Annotated in this window: 15 protein-coding genes and 1 pseudogene; 12 read left to right on the forward strand and 4 right to left on the reverse strand. The window is 48.7% G+C overall.

The window, feature by feature from the left end:
- Positions 1 to 145: 145 nt before the first annotated feature.
- Positions 146 to 2,404 carry a TonB-dependent receptor gene (locus HMPREF2711_RS01395; RefSeq protein ID WP_070615276.1) on the reverse strand — a complete coding sequence of 753 codons (2,259 nt, stop codon included), beginning with the start codon at positions 2,402 to 2,404 and terminating at the stop codon, positions 146 to 148.
- Between the two features lie 236 nt (positions 2,405 to 2,640).
- Here HMPREF2711_RS01395 and HMPREF2711_RS01400 point away from each other — a divergent pair, with 236 nt between their 5' ends.
- The 12 genes from HMPREF2711_RS01400 (at position 2,641) to HMPREF2711_RS01455 (ending at position 13,478) form a co-directional block, all read left to right on the forward strand.
- Complete coding sequence (locus tag HMPREF2711_RS01400; protein ID WP_070615279.1) at positions 2,641 to 4,407, forward strand: ABC transporter ATP-binding protein/permease; 1,767 nt, start codon at positions 2,641 to 2,643, stop codon at positions 4,405 to 4,407.
- A 145-nt stretch (positions 4,408 to 4,552) separates the two neighbouring features.
- The gene (locus HMPREF2711_RS01405; protein ID WP_070615282.1) at positions 4,553 to 5,278 is read left to right on the forward strand and encodes a glycosyltransferase family 2 protein; all 726 of its coding nucleotides are present in this window, start codon (positions 4,553 to 4,555) and stop codon (positions 5,276 to 5,278) included.
- Between the two features lie 4 nt (positions 5,279 to 5,282).
- The gene (locus HMPREF2711_RS01410) at positions 5,283 to 6,212 is read left to right on the forward strand and encodes an LpxL/LpxP family acyltransferase (RefSeq protein WP_070615285.1); all 930 of its coding nucleotides are present in this window, start codon (positions 5,283 to 5,285) and stop codon (positions 6,210 to 6,212) included.
- Between the two features lie 26 nt (positions 6,213 to 6,238).
- On the forward strand, positions 6,239 to 6,676 hold the full coding sequence (locus tag HMPREF2711_RS01415) for an acyl-CoA thioesterase (protein ID WP_003746365.1): 438 nt from the start codon (positions 6,239 to 6,241) through the stop codon (positions 6,674 to 6,676).
- 103 nt (positions 6,677 to 6,779) lie between these two features.
- Complete coding sequence (locus HMPREF2711_RS01420; RefSeq protein WP_003746363.1) at positions 6,780 to 8,159, forward strand: MATE family efflux transporter; 1,380 nt, start codon at positions 6,780 to 6,782, stop codon at positions 8,157 to 8,159.
- 63 nt (positions 8,160 to 8,222) lie between these two features.
- On the forward strand, positions 8,223 to 8,996 hold the full coding sequence (locus HMPREF2711_RS01425; RefSeq protein WP_070615288.1) for an LEM-3-like GIY-YIG domain-containing protein: 774 nt from the start codon (positions 8,223 to 8,225) through the stop codon (positions 8,994 to 8,996).
- Positions 8,997 to 9,042: 46 nt separating this feature from the next.
- Complete coding sequence (gene murB / locus HMPREF2711_RS01430; RefSeq protein WP_003746359.1) at positions 9,043 to 10,083, forward strand: UDP-N-acetylmuramate dehydrogenase; 1,041 nt, start codon at positions 9,043 to 9,045, stop codon at positions 10,081 to 10,083.
- A gap of 18 nt (positions 10,084 to 10,101) precedes the next feature.
- The gene (locus HMPREF2711_RS01435; protein WP_036491149.1) at positions 10,102 to 10,743 is read left to right on the forward strand and encodes a TetR/AcrR family transcriptional regulator; all 642 of its coding nucleotides are present in this window, start codon (positions 10,102 to 10,104) and stop codon (positions 10,741 to 10,743) included.
- Between the two features lie 89 nt (positions 10,744 to 10,832).
- Positions 10,833 to 11,606: a Rossmann-fold NAD(P)-binding domain-containing protein gene (locus tag HMPREF2711_RS01440; RefSeq protein ID WP_003746355.1), complete on the forward strand. Its 774-nt coding sequence runs from the start codon at positions 10,833 to 10,835 to the stop codon at positions 11,604 to 11,606.
- 50 nt (positions 11,607 to 11,656) lie between these two features.
- A complete protein-coding gene (locus tag HMPREF2711_RS01445) occupies positions 11,657 to 12,229 on the forward strand; it encodes a ubiquinone biosynthesis accessory factor UbiJ (protein WP_003746353.1) in 573 nt (190 codons plus the stop codon).
- A 26-nt stretch (positions 12,230 to 12,255) separates the two neighbouring features.
- Positions 12,256 to 13,146 carry an NAD(+) kinase gene (locus HMPREF2711_RS01450; protein WP_003746351.1) on the forward strand — a complete coding sequence of 297 codons (891 nt, stop codon included), beginning with the start codon at positions 12,256 to 12,258 and terminating at the stop codon, positions 13,144 to 13,146.
- A gap of 26 nt (positions 13,147 to 13,172) precedes the next feature.
- Positions 13,173 to 13,478, forward strand: a complete 306-nt coding sequence (locus tag HMPREF2711_RS01455) for a hypothetical protein (protein ID WP_003746349.1) — start codon at positions 13,173 to 13,175, stop codon at positions 13,476 to 13,478.
- Between the two features lie 101 nt (positions 13,479 to 13,579).
- Here the strand turns inward: HMPREF2711_RS01455 and HMPREF2711_RS10710 are convergent.
- The 3 genes and pseudogenes from HMPREF2711_RS10710 to HMPREF2711_RS01470 form a co-directional block, all read right to left on the reverse strand.
- Positions 13,580 to 13,846: pseudogene (locus HMPREF2711_RS10710) on the reverse strand (IS30 family transposase); the annotation flags it as partial.
- 1,460 nt (positions 13,847 to 15,306) lie between these two features.
- Positions 15,307 to 15,654: an RNA ligase family protein gene (locus HMPREF2711_RS01465; RefSeq protein ID WP_003746345.1), complete on the reverse strand. Its 348-nt coding sequence runs from the start codon at positions 15,652 to 15,654 to the stop codon at positions 15,307 to 15,309.
- A gap of 59 nt (positions 15,655 to 15,713) precedes the next feature.
- Entirely contained in the window at positions 15,714 to 17,015 is a 1,302-nt protein-coding gene (locus HMPREF2711_RS01470) for a polyamine export protein PaeA (protein ID WP_003746343.1), read from the reverse strand.
- Positions 17,016 to 17,154 lie beyond the last annotated feature (139 nt).

Raw genomic sequence — 17,154 nt, forward strand, 5'->3', positions numbered from 1 at the left:
AAATCCATAAAAAACATGTAAGATTTTTCAAGCAAAAAACATAAGGCAATCAAATCAGGCCGTCTGAAAAGGGATAAAAAACAAATTTCTGCTTTTTATCATTCCCTTTCAGACGGCCTGCTATTACGGTCAAACCGAAATCAGATTAGAAATCCAATTCCGCTTTCAGCCAATAAGTACGCGGCATACCGACAACGGCGAAGCTGCGGTCGTATTGGCCGCGCTGTACCTGCCAGTAGTTTTTGTTGAACAGGTTTTCCACTGAGCTGCTGACGGTCAAAGTATTTTTGCCGAGCTTGGTTTTGTAGCGCGCGCCTACGTCAACCAAGGTATAGGACGGGAAAGCGTATTGTTTTTGCGTGTCTTGGTAAGACTTGCCGAAATACGAAACATTGCCGTTCAAGGTCAAGCCTTTGGCAAACGGGGTATCCCATTCAACGCCCGCTTTGGCAATCACGCGCGGATTGGCAACTTGTACGCCGTTAACGAGATTGTCGGCTGCGTTCGGATAATTTTTCACGGTTGATTGCAGATACATCAAACCAAAACTTGGGCGCAAGGTATTGTTCAACAGGTTAGCATAGGTGTTGAACTCAATACCGCGATTACGTTCCATGCCTTGCTCGTCGCCGGCCGCGCCGCCAATAGCTTTGTATGCAGCAAAATCAGTGCCCTTGGCAGTATTACCGCGCCAGTAGCCCGGACGTTTGATTTGGAACGCGTTCAACGTGGTTACGAAATTGCCCCAGTTTTTGCGCACACCGACTTCAAACTGACGGCTGACACGAGGTTTGGACATCGTAGTTTCGCCGGAATCATCGGTTTTGATGTCGGCAGGCTCCAAGTCTTCCATGTAGTTGCCGTAGACGACTAAATCAGGTTGCGGCACCCACGCGGCCATAAACATAGGGCTAAAACGTTTGGCATCGCCACTTTGACCTGCTTTTTTATCGGTATATTCAACCGCTTGGAAACGACCTCCCAAAGTCAGACGGTATTTGTTGTCGGCAAAGCCCAAGGTGTCGGACAAAGCTAGGCTGTTAACTTTGATATTGGCATCCAGGTTTGCTGAGCTTTCCCAGTCTGTCGCGTAATTAGGGACAAAAGAAGCCAGTTGATTGTTAATATTGCCGTTTGCATCAACCTCAACGCGGCTTTTGCCCGCAGCCGAACCACGGACAGTCGCACGCTGACGAATGATACGGTCAAAAGCAGTACTCCAGTTATGCGTTACCGGGCCGGTTTCAAATTCGCCGCGCGCGGATAAATTCATACTCAAAGTACGGAAATATTGGTCGGTCAGGCGTGCCGTACCTGTGTGGTATTGGTTGGCACTTGAGCAGGTTGCGGTTTGGCTGCTTGCGCCTTTTTTACCGCAGATGGTCGGAGAAATCAGCGTGCCGTAATAACGCGCCTTGTTGTAACCGATACCGCCGGTAATTTGCGCATTTTCAAACGCATCCCATTCGAAAGTCAGCATATTGGTTTGACCGACGGTATTTTGCCAGTTCCAGCTTGGCAACAGATTTGTTTTGCCATCCGGTGCATCGAACAAACGACCATCAGCGTTTTGGATGTCCTGCATACGTGCACGGCCGCCGTTGGTTTTGCGTTTCGCGTAGATGGAATCGAACGCCACGCGCAGTTTTTCGCCGCGATAGTCGGCATTTAAGGCAAATTCTTTGTTGTCTTCGCTGTAGCCGTGGCGCGGGGTGTCGCCGTGGCGCAGTTTGCCGTTGGCACGTACGCCGAATTCTTTGTTTTCGCCGAAGCGTTGACCCAAGTCGAACGTACCTTGGGCGCGATTGTTGCTGAACCAGCCCAAACCGATTTTGCGGTTGCCTTCGTCGGCGGCTTTTTTGGTTTCGATATTGACGGAACCGGATACCGCGCCTTCAGGGTCCATGCCGTTTACGGCGGTGGACGCACCTTTAATCAGTTGCGCGGAGCCGACTTGCACGCTGGCCGTACCTTGTGTGCCATACATACCGGCCAAACCGTTGACGCTGAATTGGCGCGCATCAAGTTGGTAACCGCGGAAGTACAGACCGGTCAGCGTATTGCTTTCGCCGCCAAACTGCCAAGTCGAAGCGTCTTTTTTCGCTACGGCATCTACCAAAGTACGCGCTTCGGTATTATTGAGGGCTTTTTCGTCGTAATTGACCACGGTAATCGGAGCGGTAAAGGCATTGGCTTTACCCAATACGCCCAAATTCACACGATCGCGCATATCGCCATCGCTGGCAATAGAATACGAGCGTGCGGCCTTCACGCGTTTGGCGTCGGCGTGGACTTTGACTTCCTGCACTTCTGCATGGGCTTCGGGAGCAGGGGTGGCTTCATCGGCGGCGTAGGCGAATGCGCTTGCAACCACAAGCGGCATCAGGGCTAATTTGCTGTTCATAAATTAATTCCTTCTGAATTGAAATATTAATAATTCTTATATCGGGTAAAAAATTATAAAGTAATTTAGCTTTGCGATTATATTTGATAAGATTCCTACTTTCCACAAAAACAAATAAGAACTGTTTGTAAATACAAAAATACAACAGTTTGAAAAACTATTTTTATAGTGATCATAATTCCATAAATTTGCCGTCCTTTCAGACGGCCTTTACGACCCTTTCAGAGAATACATCCATGCAAAAATGGCAAACCGAGCTTTATTCCTCACCGTCTTGGCTGGTGCAGACCTTGTTGATGGTCGCCGCAGCTTCGGCGGTGATTCTGTTTTTTGCACGCAACACGCGCTTCGGGCGCGAGTTTAGCTATATCCTGCGCCTTTGCCTGACGCCGAAAAGTGCAGTTAAAGTATTGCTGCTGATTACGGCGATGATTACGCTGCTGTTAACCGAAGTGCGGTTGAATGTGTTGAGCACCTTTATGTCCAAAGGGCTTTACGACTCGATGCAGGATTTAAATGCCTCCGCGTTTTGGATGTTTGCGGCGATGAATGCGGGCGTGGTGTTAATACGGGCGTTTAACAACGTCGTCAACGACTTTCTCGATCAAGGCTTGGCGATTAAATGGTCGGAGCGGCTCAATGAAGTTTTGACTTCGCGCTGGCTTGCCGACAAAAACTACTACCGCCTGCAAATGCGCCGTCATGCGCCGGACAATATCGACCAGCGTATCCAACAGGACGCGCAGGAATTCATTGCTTCGACCATCGAATTTGTGCGCGGCATGGTCAATTCAGTCGTTACCTCGCTGGAATTTGCCGTTGTTTTGTGGGGCTTGGCGGGCATCCTGACCGTGTTCGGCTTTGATATTCCGCACGGCATCGTTTGGTTTGTCTATATGTTTGTAATTTTGGCGACCTTTATCGCCATGTGGATAGGCAACCCTTTGATTCGTTTTAATTATGAAAACGAAAAACTCAACGGCGACTACCGTTATTCCCTTGTCCGCGTGCGCGACCACGCCGAAAGCGTGGCGTTTTACAGCGGCGAAAAACACGAACACGACCAGCTTTCCGACCGTTTTAAAGCCATTATCCGCAACCGTTGGCGCATTGCGCGACAAAGCGTTTGCCTGAGCGGCTTTAACGATATGTTCACTAACGGCATCAAACTCTTCCCCATTATTTTGCAAGCTCCGCGCCTGTTTGCCGGACAAATCAAAATCGGCGACATCCAGCAGACCGTCCAAGCCTTTGCACGACTGCAAAACGCGCTGTCTTTCTTCCGGATGTTCTACAACAAATTCACCGCCTACCGCGCCCGACTGGAGCGTCTGTACGGCTTTTTGCTGAGTACGGAAGAAAAACACACCGCACGACAACCCGACCTGACCGAAGTTTCAGACGGCCTGATCTTAGAAAACGTTGCCCTATACCGCCACAACGGCGAAGTTTTATTAGACGGCATCAATATCAACCTCAAAAGCGGCAATTCCCTACTGATACGCGGCCCGAGCGGTTGCGGCAAAACTTCGTTGCTGCGTGCACTGGCTGGACTTTGGCCTTTCGGCAGCAGCGGTAAAGTCAGCCATCCGCCGCATCAAAACATCCTATTCCTGCCGCAACGCCCCTACACAGCACAAGGCAGCCTGCGCGATGCGATTTGTTACCCCGACATTGACCATCATCACCCCGAGTTAGCCGAAGCCATGAATACCTGCCGCCTAGGTTATCTCGTTGATAAATTGGACAAAACCGACGACTGGCAACACAAACTCTCCCCCGGCGAACTGCAACGCGTCGCCTTCGTCCGCGCCCTGCTCTCGCAGCCCAAAGTCATCCTGCTCGACGAAGCCACTGCCGCCTTGGACGAACCGACCGAAGCTATGCTCTACCGTGCCTTAAAGCAAAAACTGCCCGACAGCATCATCATCAGCATCGGCCACCGCAGCACACTCAACGAGTTCCATGATTCATGCCTCGATGTCGGTCATGTACAATGCTGAATTAATGGCATACCAAAGGCCGTCTGAAACAGTGAGAAACGAAATCAAACGATTTTGTCATCGCCGTTTCAGACGGCCTTTTCAAACGCTATGGCATGTTTATTTGCTATACTCTGCATTGTGTTAACGTCGTCTAAAAATATTTATGAAAACCCTGGCCCTTATTCCACATTACAACCACCCGACCACCATCAGCCACGTTGCCCAAACCATGCGTAGCTTTGGTTTAAACGTTTTAATTGTGGACGACGGTTCACGCGAAGAATGCAAACCTATATTGCAGACTTTGGTTTCAGACGGCATTGATGTCCTTTACCGCCCCATCAACGGCGGCAAAGGCGCAGCGGTCAAAACCGGTTTGGAATACGCTGAAGAACATGGCTATACCCATGTCTTGCAGGTTGATGCAGACGGCCAGCATTGCTTGAGCGACACACCCAAACTCCTCGCAGCAGCAGAACAAAACCCCGAAGCCGTTGTTTGCGGCTGGCCGCAATACGGCGATGATGCGCCCAAAGCACGGCTTTACGGACGCAAAATTACCGATTTCTGGAATATGCTGCACACTTGGTCATGCGATATCAAAGACGGCATGTGCGGCTTCCGCCTATATCCGCTTGCACCCGCGCTATCCGTCGTCCGCGAAGAAACCGTAGGCGACCGTATGGACTTCGACACGGAAATCCTTATCCGCCTGTACTGGCGCGACATCAAACCGGTTTGGATTAAAACGCCTGTCCAATACGCCGCCGACGGCGTGTCCCACTTCGATGCCTTTGCCGACAATGTCCGCATCAGCAAAATGCACACACGGCTATTTTTCGGTATGTTGAAACACCGATTGGGTAAAGTTTTTGGAAAGGCCGTCTGAAACCATGACCAACAATAAACAAACCCATTGGGCGGCGCAGCCCGAACGCGGCAGCCGCCTGTTTCTCGCTCTGACCACATTGATGGTGCGCTATCTGCCGGCTTTTTTGATGAGGCCGTGCATTTGGTTTGTGGTGCTGTATTTTTATGCAACCGCGCCCAAACCGCGCCGTCATGTCTTACGCTATCAAACCCGTCTTCAGACGGCCTTTCCCCATACCGTCCTGCCGAAACACAGCGTATTCAAACAATTCGTTGCATTTGGCGAAGCGGTTTGCGACCGTTTTGCCGTGTGGCAACGCAAAATCCGTTATGAAGATTTGGTGATTGAAGATCCGGACGATATCTATTCGCAAATCAAACGCAACGAACGCGGCCAGATTTTTGCCTGTTCGCACTTGGGCAATACCGAAGTTTGCCGTGCGCTGGTGTCGCACCATAAAGATTTCAGACTCAATGTATTAGTACACAGCAAACACGCGCAGGCATTTAACGAGGCATTGCAAAAAGCCGGCGCAGAACATATCCGCCTGATTCAGGTAACCGATTTGGACACCACCCTGATGATGGAATTGAACCGCCGTATCGAAGACGGCGAATGGATTGCCATCGCGGCCGACCGAGTACCTGTCCGCGGCGAGAAAACCGCCGACATTAATTTCTTAGGCCACACCGCCCCTATGCCGCAAGGCGCATGGCTATTGGCTTCGCTTTTAAAAACGCAAGTAAACACGCTGTTTTGCGTCAAACAAAACGGCCGCCATCATTTGAAACTGCGCCGCTTTACCGATACTTCCAGCTGGAAACGCGGCAACCGCGAAGCCGCCGTCAAAGACGCGATGCAGGGTTTTGCCGACATTTTGGCGCAAGAATGTGCGCAAAATCCGCTACAATGGTTCAATTTTTATGATTTTTGGGGCGAAGACGCCGTCTGAAACCAACACACTCACTTTTTTAAGCCATGAAAAAACACATCTATTGCCAACACAGCTTTGAAACTGAAGTTCCTTTTTTTGACGTAGATGCCATGCACATCGTGTGGCACGGAAACTATGTCAAATACCTTGAAACCGCACGTTGCGCTTTTCTGTCTTCCATCGGTTATGACTACAACGAAATGGGGCGGCAAGGGTACAGCTGGCCGATTGTGCAGATGAACCTCAAATACATCCGCCCTGCCAGTTTCGGCCAAAAAATCCGCGTTGATATGGACATCGTCGAGATCGAAAGCTGCCTGCGTATCGATTACACCATTTACGATGCCGAAACCAATGAAAAACTGACCCGCGCTTCGACTACCCAAGCTGCGGTTTCGCTTTCAGACGGCCTGATGCAGTTTCAAACGCCGGACAGCTGGTTGGAAGCTGTCAAAAGACATCCGACATTTAAGGCCGTCTGAAAAATTTAACGATTAAACCAATCTTTGTCTGTGTACAAACATTACCCTTTATAATTTTAAATTTCCGTTTTCAGACGGCCTTTGTCCTCAAACCGCACACATTATGCTACTGAACCTCAACCGCTTTGCCTTTCCTGTTTTCTTAAAAGAAACCCACCTGCTTACCGCCCTCGCACTGCCCATGCTGTTGGCGCAAGTGGCGCAAGTGGGCATTGGTTTTGTCGATACGGTGATGGCCGGTGGCGCAGGCAAGGAAGATTTGGCCGCGGTGGCGCTGGGCAGTAGCGCGTTTTCTACGATTTACATTACCTTTATGGGCGTGATGGCGGCGTTGAACCCGATGATTGCCCAGTTGTACGGCGCGGGTAAAACCGAAGAAGTCGGCAAAACAGGAATGCAGGGCATTTGGTTTGGCTTGTGTTTGGGCGTATTCGGCATGCTGTTGATGTGGGCGATGATTACGCCGTTCCGTCATTGGCTGACATTGAACGATTATGTCGAAGACACGATGGCGCAATATATGTTCTTCACCAGCTTGGCAATGCCGGCCGCCATGATACACCGCGCCCTGCACGCTTATGCCTCCAGCTTGAACCGTCCGCGTGTGATTATGTTGGTCAGTTTCGCGGCATTTGTGTTGAATGTGCCGCTGAACTATGTGTTTGTTTACGGCAAATTCGGTATGCCTGCTTTGGGCGGCGCAGGTTGCGGCGTGGCAACGGCGGCGGTATTTTGGTTCAGCGCATTGGCCTTGTGGCTTTATATCGCCAAAGAAAAATTCTTCCGTCCGTTTGGTTTGACGGCAAAAATCGGTAAACCCGATTTGACGGCCTTCAAACAGATTTGGAAAATCGGTGCACCCATCGGCTTGTCTTATTTTTTAGAAGCCAGCGCGTTTTCGTTTATCGTCTTTTTGGTGGCGCCATTCGGCGAGGATTATGTCGCCGCGCAACAAGTCGTCATCAGCCTGTCAGGGATTTTGTATATGGTTCCGCAAAGCGTCGGCTCGGCAAGCACGGTACGCGTTGGCTTTTCGCTCGGGCGGCGCGATTTTTTGCGGGCGCGTTATATTTCAGGCGTTTCATTGGTGTTGGGCTGGATGCTTGCCACCTGCACCGCGCTGCTCTTGGTCATCTTTCGCTTTCAATTAGCCGGTATGTACACCAACGATGCGGCCGTATTAGGCATTGCTGCGACTGTTTTATTTTTCGCCTCCCTATTCCAATTGGCAGATGCCACCCAATGTATCGCTTCATATGCGCTGCGCGGCTATAAAGTGACCAAAATGCCGATGTTCATCCATGCCGTGGCTTTCTGGGGGTGCGGCCTGTTGCCCGGCTACCTGCTTGCCTATCATGCCGATATGGGCATTTACGGCTTCTGGACTGCGCTGACCGTTTCACTGACGATTGCCGCCATTGCATTGGTATGGTGCCTGGAGCTTTGCAGTAAAGAGAGGGTCAAATCGCATAAGGCCGTCTGAAATTTCTTTCAGACAACCTCCATTGATATTTCATTTACGGCTTATTCACTTTTAAGGAAAAAAATGTTTTCAACCTCCATTATAGAAAAACTTGCTTACTATATTTATTGCTTGATTGACCCTAGAGACGGCAATATTTTCTATGTAGGTAAAGGCGTGGGCAATCGCGTTTTCCATCATGCCCTAGGTTCATTACAAGAAACAGAAACGCCAAGTGATAAAATTGCCTTGATTAGGGAAATACATCAAAGTGGAAACCAACCCGTGTATTACATTCTGCGGCACAACATCCAAACAGACAAACAGGCTTTTGAATATGAAGCGATGGCAATAGACCTACTCTCCTTAGTCAAGCCGAGCCAGCAGCCGCTGAATAATATTCAAGGCGGCACGCATTCTTCTGAAGTAGGATTGATGAGCTTGTCCGAATTAAAACGAAAATATGATGCGCAAGAATTGAAAACTGATAAACCTATTGTTTTAATTACGATTAATAACGAATACGAGAAACTGAAAAAAGACATCAGATCAGGGAATATTCCTGAAGCCGATAGGCATAAGGAAATTTATGAGCGCACACGGAAATATTGGAAAATCGGAAGTAGGCGTGAAAAAGCAAAATATGCAGTTGCAGTCTATCGCGGCTGGACATTGGCAGTGTATGAAATCGAAAGATGGATTTCTGCCGACGATATTATTCAAGGCCGTTGGATGTTTGAAGGCAAGCCGTTGCCAAAAGAGTCCGACGTTTATCAAGAAATCGTAGACAAGCTGACCTATTCTTCCCAAGAAAACTATAAAGCCCCCCAAAACCCCATTACCTATCGTAATTGTTAAATAGTAAGTTTTCAGACGACCTGAATCCACAAAATCACAAATCATCATGCAACCCATCCAATACCAAACCGACCTTACCCCTTACAACACTTTCGGCCTCAAAGCCCAAGCCCAAGCATTTGTTGCACTTAAACACGCCGACGAGTTGCGCGACATCGTCCGACTGCCCGAGTTCGACCGCGATACCGTTTTATGGCTCGGCGGCGGCAGCAATATCCTTTTAATGGAGGACTATGCTGGTCTGGTTGTGCATATGGAAAACAAGGGAATACGCGAAATTGAGCGTTCAGACGGCCTGGTTTATATCGAAGCTCAGGCCGGGGAAATTTGGCATGATTTTGTTTTGCATACGGTTGGACTGGGTTTAAGCGGGCTGGAAAACCTCAGTCTGATTCCGGGCACGGTCGGTGCGTCTCCGGTACAAAACATCGGTGCATACGGCGTTGAAGCGAAAGATGTTATCCATAGCGTACGCTGCTTTGATTTGGATACGGAAACCTTTGTCGAGCTTTCCAATGCCGACTGTGACTTTGCCTATCGTGAAAGCCTATTCAAACAGGAAGGCAAAGGCCGTTATGTGATTGTTTCGGTTGTATTTGCGTTAAAAGAGCATTTTGTGCCGAACTTGGGCTATGGCGATTTGGCGGCAGCGGTTGCCAAACTGAGCCAAGGCCGCGAGGCGACGGCCAAAGATGTTTCCGATGCAGTGTGTGCAATCCGCAACAGTAAACTGCCTAATCCTAACGTACTTGGTAATGTCGGTAGTTTCTTTAAAAATCCAGTTGTCAGTGCTGAAAAAGCGGCCGATTTGTTGCAGCAATACCCCGATATGCCACGCTATCCGCAGCCTGACGGTTCGGTCAAACTCGCGGCCGGCTGGCTGATTGACCAATGCCGTCTGAAAGGCCATCAGATCGGCGGTGCGGCCGTGCATGACAGACAGGCTTTGGTTTTAGTGAATAAAAACAACGCGTCCGCGCAAGATGTCCACCAGCTGGCACAATATGTTTGTAATACAGTATTTACTCAATTTCAGGTAGAATTACACGCAGAACCCAACTGGCTGCCGACTTCATACAGCCTATAAAACAAAGGAGTGTATCCCATGCCGCGCATTGCTAAAGTCAACACTTACACACGAATCATCAATGCCAGCCTCGCCTTGTTCAACGAAGAAGGCGAGCGCAATATCAGCACCAACCACATTGCCGCCCATTTGGGCATCAGCCCGGGCAACCTCTACTACCATTTCCGCAACAAAGACGAAATCATCGTCCAATTGTTCAAACGTTACAGTGAGGCCCTGCTTGCCTATCTTAACGAAGCCGTGTTGCCGTCTAATGTCGAAGACTCCATTAACTACATGGCCGGTATTTATGATGTGATGTGGGAATACCGTTTCCTTTTCAGCGATGTGAACACCCTGCTTGCCCGCAGTGCCGAATTATTGGGCGAACACAATACCTTTACCCAAGCCAAAGTGTCCCCCCTGTTGGTCAACCTGCTGACCCAGCTCAACGGCTTGAACATTATTAGCGCAGACCAAACCGCCATGAACGACCTTGCCGTCAATATGTGGATGGTAACGAAATACTGGTTCGACTTCGACAGCTCCCTGCGCGGCCGCGCCAAGTTGACCGAAGATTCCAAAGTACGGGGCATCAGCCGCACACTCAGCCTGTTACGCCCTTACCTCCTTCCGGAACACCGTGCCGAATTTGACCAAAAAATCGGCAGCAACCATTAATTTTTCCATACAAAGGCCGTCTGAAAACGTGGTTTTAACCAAGTTAAAGCTATTTTCAGACGGCCTGTTAATTTTCGGATGCTTTCTTTATGCACCTTCCCGATATTTCCATTCTCGGCTTAGGCTATCTCGGCCTGCCGCTGGCACAAAAATGTTACGAGCAAGGCAGTCAGGTAGCCGCCGTCAAACGCAACCTGACCTCCGACGACATCAATCTGCCGATTGAACTCGACATTATCGATTTGAATCAAGACGATGTTTTTCAAAATTCGGCATTATGGCAAAACCATATCAACAAGTCGACATGGTTTTGCCTGCTTCCGCCTTCGTCATTGAACCATTACGCCGATACCCTGAAAAAATGGATTCAGCTTGCCGAGCGATGCAAGGTACAACACATCATCTTTACCGGCAGCACCAGCGTGTATGGCGACCAAGCACGCGTATGCGATGAAACCACGCCGCCCGATCCGCAAACCGAATCCGCCCGTCAAATCCTCGCGGTTGAGCAAGCCCTGCTGGAAAGCGCCGTCCCCCATATCGACATATTGCGACTGGGCGGACTTTACTCTACCGACCGTCACCCCGTTACCAAGCTGGTTCAAAAAACACACATTCAAGGTGGCAATCAACCCGTCAATATCCTTCATAAAGACTTGGCCGTCCAAATCCTTTTTCAGACGGCCTGCCAAGCCGACGGCAAGCGTATCCGCAATATTGTCGAACCCCGCCACCCAAGCCGTGCCGAATTTTATACTGCCGAAGCGGCCAAACTCGGCCTGCCGGCTCCTGATTTCATCGTTGATGATGAAAGCAACGGCAAAATTGTAAATACCGTTTGCGCAGACGGGCTAAGCCTGTAAAATTGCGACTCAACCCATTCATCCGTTTCAGACGGCATTTAGAGTAAACCATGTCCGCCCTATTTCCCATTATCAACCACCTGATACAGCAAAATCCGGAGCAACAGCGCGAGCTGTCTGAATTTGCAGGCAGCATCATCTGCATCAGCCTGACCGGTTTCAGACTGACCGGACGCATCAGCGAACAAGGTTTTCTTGAAACCGCAAACGACACCGCCGACACCAACATCACATTCCACAACAGCGCCATCCAAAAAATCCTCCAAGGCGGCCAGCCCGGCGTGGGCGATATCAGCCTTGAAGGCGACTTGGTATTGGGCATGTCCGTCCTTCCTATTTTGGGTGGATTGCGCTATTATCCGAGCGAAGATTTGGCGCGCGTATTCGGTCATGTGGCCGCAGAAAGCATCAGCTCGCGCGCCGGCGACATCGGCCGCACCATGAAAAAAATCGGCAAAAGCATTGCCGAGCAAATCAGCGACTTTTCACGCGAACCCGAATCCCCTGTTATCGACCAAGCCACGCTTGCCGCATGGTTGGAAGAAGTGGACAAACTGCGCGACGACGTTGCCCGCTTAAACGAACGCCTCGACCGCCTCGAGCGCGATATCTGGATAGATTAAATACTTAATTTCAGACGGCCTATTACATGAAAAGCCCATTTAAAAACATCGGTATCGTTACGCGTCCCAATACGCCCGAGATTCAAGATACCGTCCACACATTGGTTTCTTTTCTGCGCGAAAACGGCTTCACCATCTATCTGGATGAATTGAGCGTAGAAGAACACTGCGTCTATATCCAAGATTCCGCCTACTGCGAAACCGTAAACAAAGCCCAGCTGGGCAAATACTGCGACCTTGTCGTTGTACTCGGCGGCGACGGCACCTTCCTCTCCGCCGCCCGTGAAGTCGCCCCGCGCGCCGTCCCCATCATCGGCATCAATCAAGGCCACTTGGGCTTCCTCACCCAAATCTCACGCGACACCATGGTTGAGGGCATCCGCCCCGTACTGGAAGGCAAATATCTGCCCGAAGAGCGCATCCTCATCGAAGCCAGCATCATTCGTGACGGCGAAACCATCGAACGCGCCCTCGCCCTCAACGATACCGTACTGTCTCGTGGCGGCGCAGGCCAAATGATTGAATTTGAAGTATTTATCAATCAAGAATTTGTCTATACCCAACGCTCGGACGGCCTGATTATTTCCACACCGACAGGTTCGACCGCTTACGCGCTTGCCGCCGGCGGCCCCATCATGCAGGCCGGTTTGCACGCCTTCACGCTCGTGCCCATCTGCCCGCAATCCATGACCAACCGCCCGATTGCCATCCCCGACACCAGCGTAATCGAAATCCTCATTACCAAAAGCGGCGACGCACGCGCACATTTTGACGGACAATCCCATATCGACGTGCAAAACTTCGACCGCATCATCATCCGCCGCTATCACAACCCCTTGCGCGTCCTCCATCCCACCGATTACCAATACTTCAAAACCCTGCGCCAAAAGCTGCATTGGGGCGAACAATTAATTTAAACACCACTTCAATAAATAGGCTGACCATGAAAACCATTTCCCAAACCTTAATCATCGCGCTGTGCGCCCTTTCCTCCCTCTCCGTCTCCGCACACGGCATGCACAAAAGCAAACCCTTGTCCTTTGAAGAGTTGCCGAAAATCTGCCAGCAATACTTTACCCGTGCGGATGCGTGTTACCAAAAAGCAGGCGATAAAGCATCGTTCCAACGCGACAACACAAAATACCTGCGCCAAATCCTGCCTGCCGCCGACGTAGGCCAACGTGAACGCATGTGCCAAATTGCCATGGATACATTCGCTGAAAAAACAAAAGGCTTAAATTGCGAATAAAGACCTCTGTCTTAGCTCTAACAATTTTTGATTTCATAAAAAGGCCGTCTGAAACATTGGATTGTTTCAGACGGCCTTGGATTCGGATTTCAAGTGCAACACTAGTGTATCAGTGGTTGGAATAGATTCAAGAATAAAACACTTGGCGTTTCGTAGCCAAGTGTTTTTCTTGGTCGGTGGTTCAACTCATCTTGAACCCTGCGTATCTCCCGATTACTGATGTTGCGGAAATCGGTTTGTTTGGGGAAGTATTGCCGGATGAGTCCGTTGGTGTTCTCATTCAGCCCTTTCTCCCAAGAATGGTAAGGGCGGCAAAAATAAGTCTCCGCTTTCAATGCTTTGGTTATTTTGGTGTGTTGGTAGAAATCGCAGCTAATGTAGGAAAAGGTGCTGCTGAAGCTGCGGGGTTAGGGGCACTAGCCTTAACTAAGTTGCCAAAAGGAGCCAATGCAAACGAAAAATTGCCGATTATTGGGAAAACAAAAGGATATGAAAACCATAAGATTAAAATTTCTTCTGGTGCGGAGAATAATGCTAAATCTATCCCATTAAAAGAGCAGCTATCAAACGAAATGCTTAAAGCACAAGGCACAAAACTTGAGAAGATTGATGTCATTGCGAGAGTGGATGTTAATGGCAGGGTTTATGTTGATACCAATCAGATGGCTAGGGCGGATAAATTTTCAGATCCAAATAAACTGACACTAATTGCAGAAAATGTGGCAGCGAAACCGCCTTTAAAAAACGGCTCGCCTTATCCAAATAGTAATATGGAAAATGCTCATGCAGAAATAGGAGCTATTCAACAGGCTTATGACCGAGGTGTAACTAAAGGTAAAAGTATGGTCATTAATGTTCAAGGTAAGGATGTTTGTGATTATTGTAAAAATGATATAGCTACAGCTGCTGAAAAAGCTGGGTTAAAATCTGTTACTGTTCATGTAATAGATAATAGAACTAAGTTACCCAAAGTGTACGTTTGGTCTAAAGGTCAACGATCAATAAAGGAACCAAAAAAAATGACAAATAATTTATTTTTTACCTGTGGATTTCAAAGAGGAAAGGACTGGATTATAGCATCTAATAGGGAGAGAGTATCTTCTATTGATAAAGATAAAATGATATCTATACTTAATAATATTGAACTAAATGAGGGGGCTGCGGGGTTAGAGTTTATCCCAGAGCCAGAAGTTGGAATCTCAGGATTATCAGTTCAATGTGACGGTGAAAGATATTTATTTACTTTAATTGAGTATGGAAAAGATGGGGAGTTCCTAATTAGAACAAAATCTGACTTTAATGGTACTCCTGGATTGGTTTACTTTGAGGGAGAACCCTATCCAGCTTGTTCGGTGATAGAAGACTTTGATTTTATTAAAAGAGTATTTATTGAGTTACTAGAAACCGGAAATGTTTCTTATGAGTTAATGGATATATAATTTAAAACATCTACATTATGTATGGCATTCATTCGATTGCCTATTCGCAACTGGAAAGCTATTTTTACCTGCTTGCAGTCCGCCGTAGCGGACATTGGCTTTCAAAAGCTGGTTGAGGATTTTCGATTTATCCCTTCTGCCCGACCCTTCTGTCTATGAAGTACAGGCAGTATTTTGGCGGCTCGAACTCTCCTCAGTCGTCGGCGTAGATTATTTTACTGCCCGTTGAATATCGTGTCCCTCATGAGGCAATGTTCGGATATTGGTTCATAATTTGCCTATGGAAAGCGGGCTTGCCCAAACTGCCGTTGCCCACGCTACAGCCTGCATAGGCCTAAATCAAAGGTCGTCTGAAACCGCATTTTTGAGTTTCAGATGACCTTATATATTTACTTTTCCCCTTCCCTACCCATGCGACGCCATATTGTCGCGGTGGATGACTTCGTCTTCTCGCCAAAAAGTTCGAGATCGCCCAAATCATCTTTGATTTGCTGCCATCGTTGCAGCAAAGGTTTATCCCACGGATGCTGGGTAGGTGCAGTATGACTACGGGCATAGAGGCCGTGTGCAGCAAAGCAGTTGTTTTGTCCATCTAATTTTTCGGTTAAAACCAACTTCGGCAGCTCGGCAAAATATGAAAGAAAGCCACGCGGCATAAAGCGGTCGTCAGAGGTTGTGCCGAGGCTGATGGGCGCATGCAGGCTGCGGGCGTATTTTTGAGGTTCGTTAGTCGTCATAATATTTTTTCCTTTTTATTTATTTTTTAATTTTCTTGTCATGTGTTCCCAGCAACCCGTTACATTTTCCCCACCATATTTCCTTGTTTTGAAACCAAAAGCTGGTCGATTTTCAAATTTTCAGTATCGATGATTTCAAACTTATAACCGGCATAAACCAGAAAATCCGTGCGCTTCGGGATTTTGCGCAGGGAATACATCATAAAGCCGGCGATGGTTTCGTAGTTTTCCGAACCGGGAAACTCTTCGATATCCAACGCACGCATGACATCGGCGAGCGGGGTCGCGCCATCCACCAGCCAGGTGTCTTCGGTGCGGCGGATGATTTGCGGCTCTTCTTCGGTATTGACCAGCTCGCCCATGACAATGCTCATCACGTCTTTCAGCGTTACCACACCGACCACGAGCGCGTATTCGTTCACTACGACGGCAAAGTCTTCGCCGGAAGTTTTGAAGGTTTCCAATACATCGTAAAGCGACAGCGTGTCAGGGATGAACAAGACTTTGCGCAATACACGCTTGTCGGTCAGGCGGACGTCTTTTCCTTTTAAAAACAGGGTCAATAGCGTGTGCGATTCGATATAGCCGATGACGCGTTCCAAATCGCCGTCGCATACAAGGAATTTGTTGTGCGGTTTGTCCGACATCATTTCCAACACGGTATCGCTGTCATCGTGTTTATCGAAATAGACAATGTATTCGCGCGTGCTCATGGTGGAAGTTACCTTGCGCTCTTGCATATCGAAAATGTTTTCAATCAGATAGTGTTCTTGTTCTTTCAACACACCAGCCTGCGCACCGGCATCGACGACGGCGTAAATATCTTCCGAAGTCAGTTGCTCCTGACGGACGGTAGAAATTTTGAAGAGCTTGAATATTGCGTTTGCCAATCCGTCAAAAATCAAAATAAACGGCTTTAAGATAAAAATTAAAAACATCATCGGCCGCACAATGCGTACCGCCACCGCTTCAGGGTGGGTCATCGCCACGCGCTTGGGCATCAGGTCGGCAATCAGGATAAAGCTGCCTGTTACCAACGTAAATGTCAGCAGCGACGCAGCCGTACTGCCCCAACTGCCAGCGTTTGCCAACAAGCCGTCAAAATAGGGGCGCACCGCCGCCTCTCCGACGATACCGGCAAGAATGGCGACGGCGTTCAAACCGATTTGGACGACGGTAATAAAACTACCCGGCTGCTGCTGCATATTGAGCACATCCAGCGCGCGTGTATCGCCGCCGTCTTTCGCCATGACCTGCAATTTGATTTTGCGCGCCGAAGCAAGCGCAAGTTCTGAACAGGACACAAACGCGCTAATGACGATCAGTAGGCACAATAATAGTAAGGCTTCGAGAATATTCATAAAAAATTATGTGTGGTATAGGTTAAAAACATTCATACATCAAATGCCGTCTGAAAAATTCAATTTGATCTTAGATTTGCGTTTTATTTGTCAGTGATGCGTGAAGTAAATGATGTTTTGGAATAAATTTTACCTAGAA

The sequence above is a fragment of the Neisseria sp. HMSC070A01 genome, assembly GCF_001810165.1.
Taxonomy (GTDB): Bacteria; Pseudomonadota; Gammaproteobacteria; order Burkholderiales; family Neisseriaceae; genus Neisseria.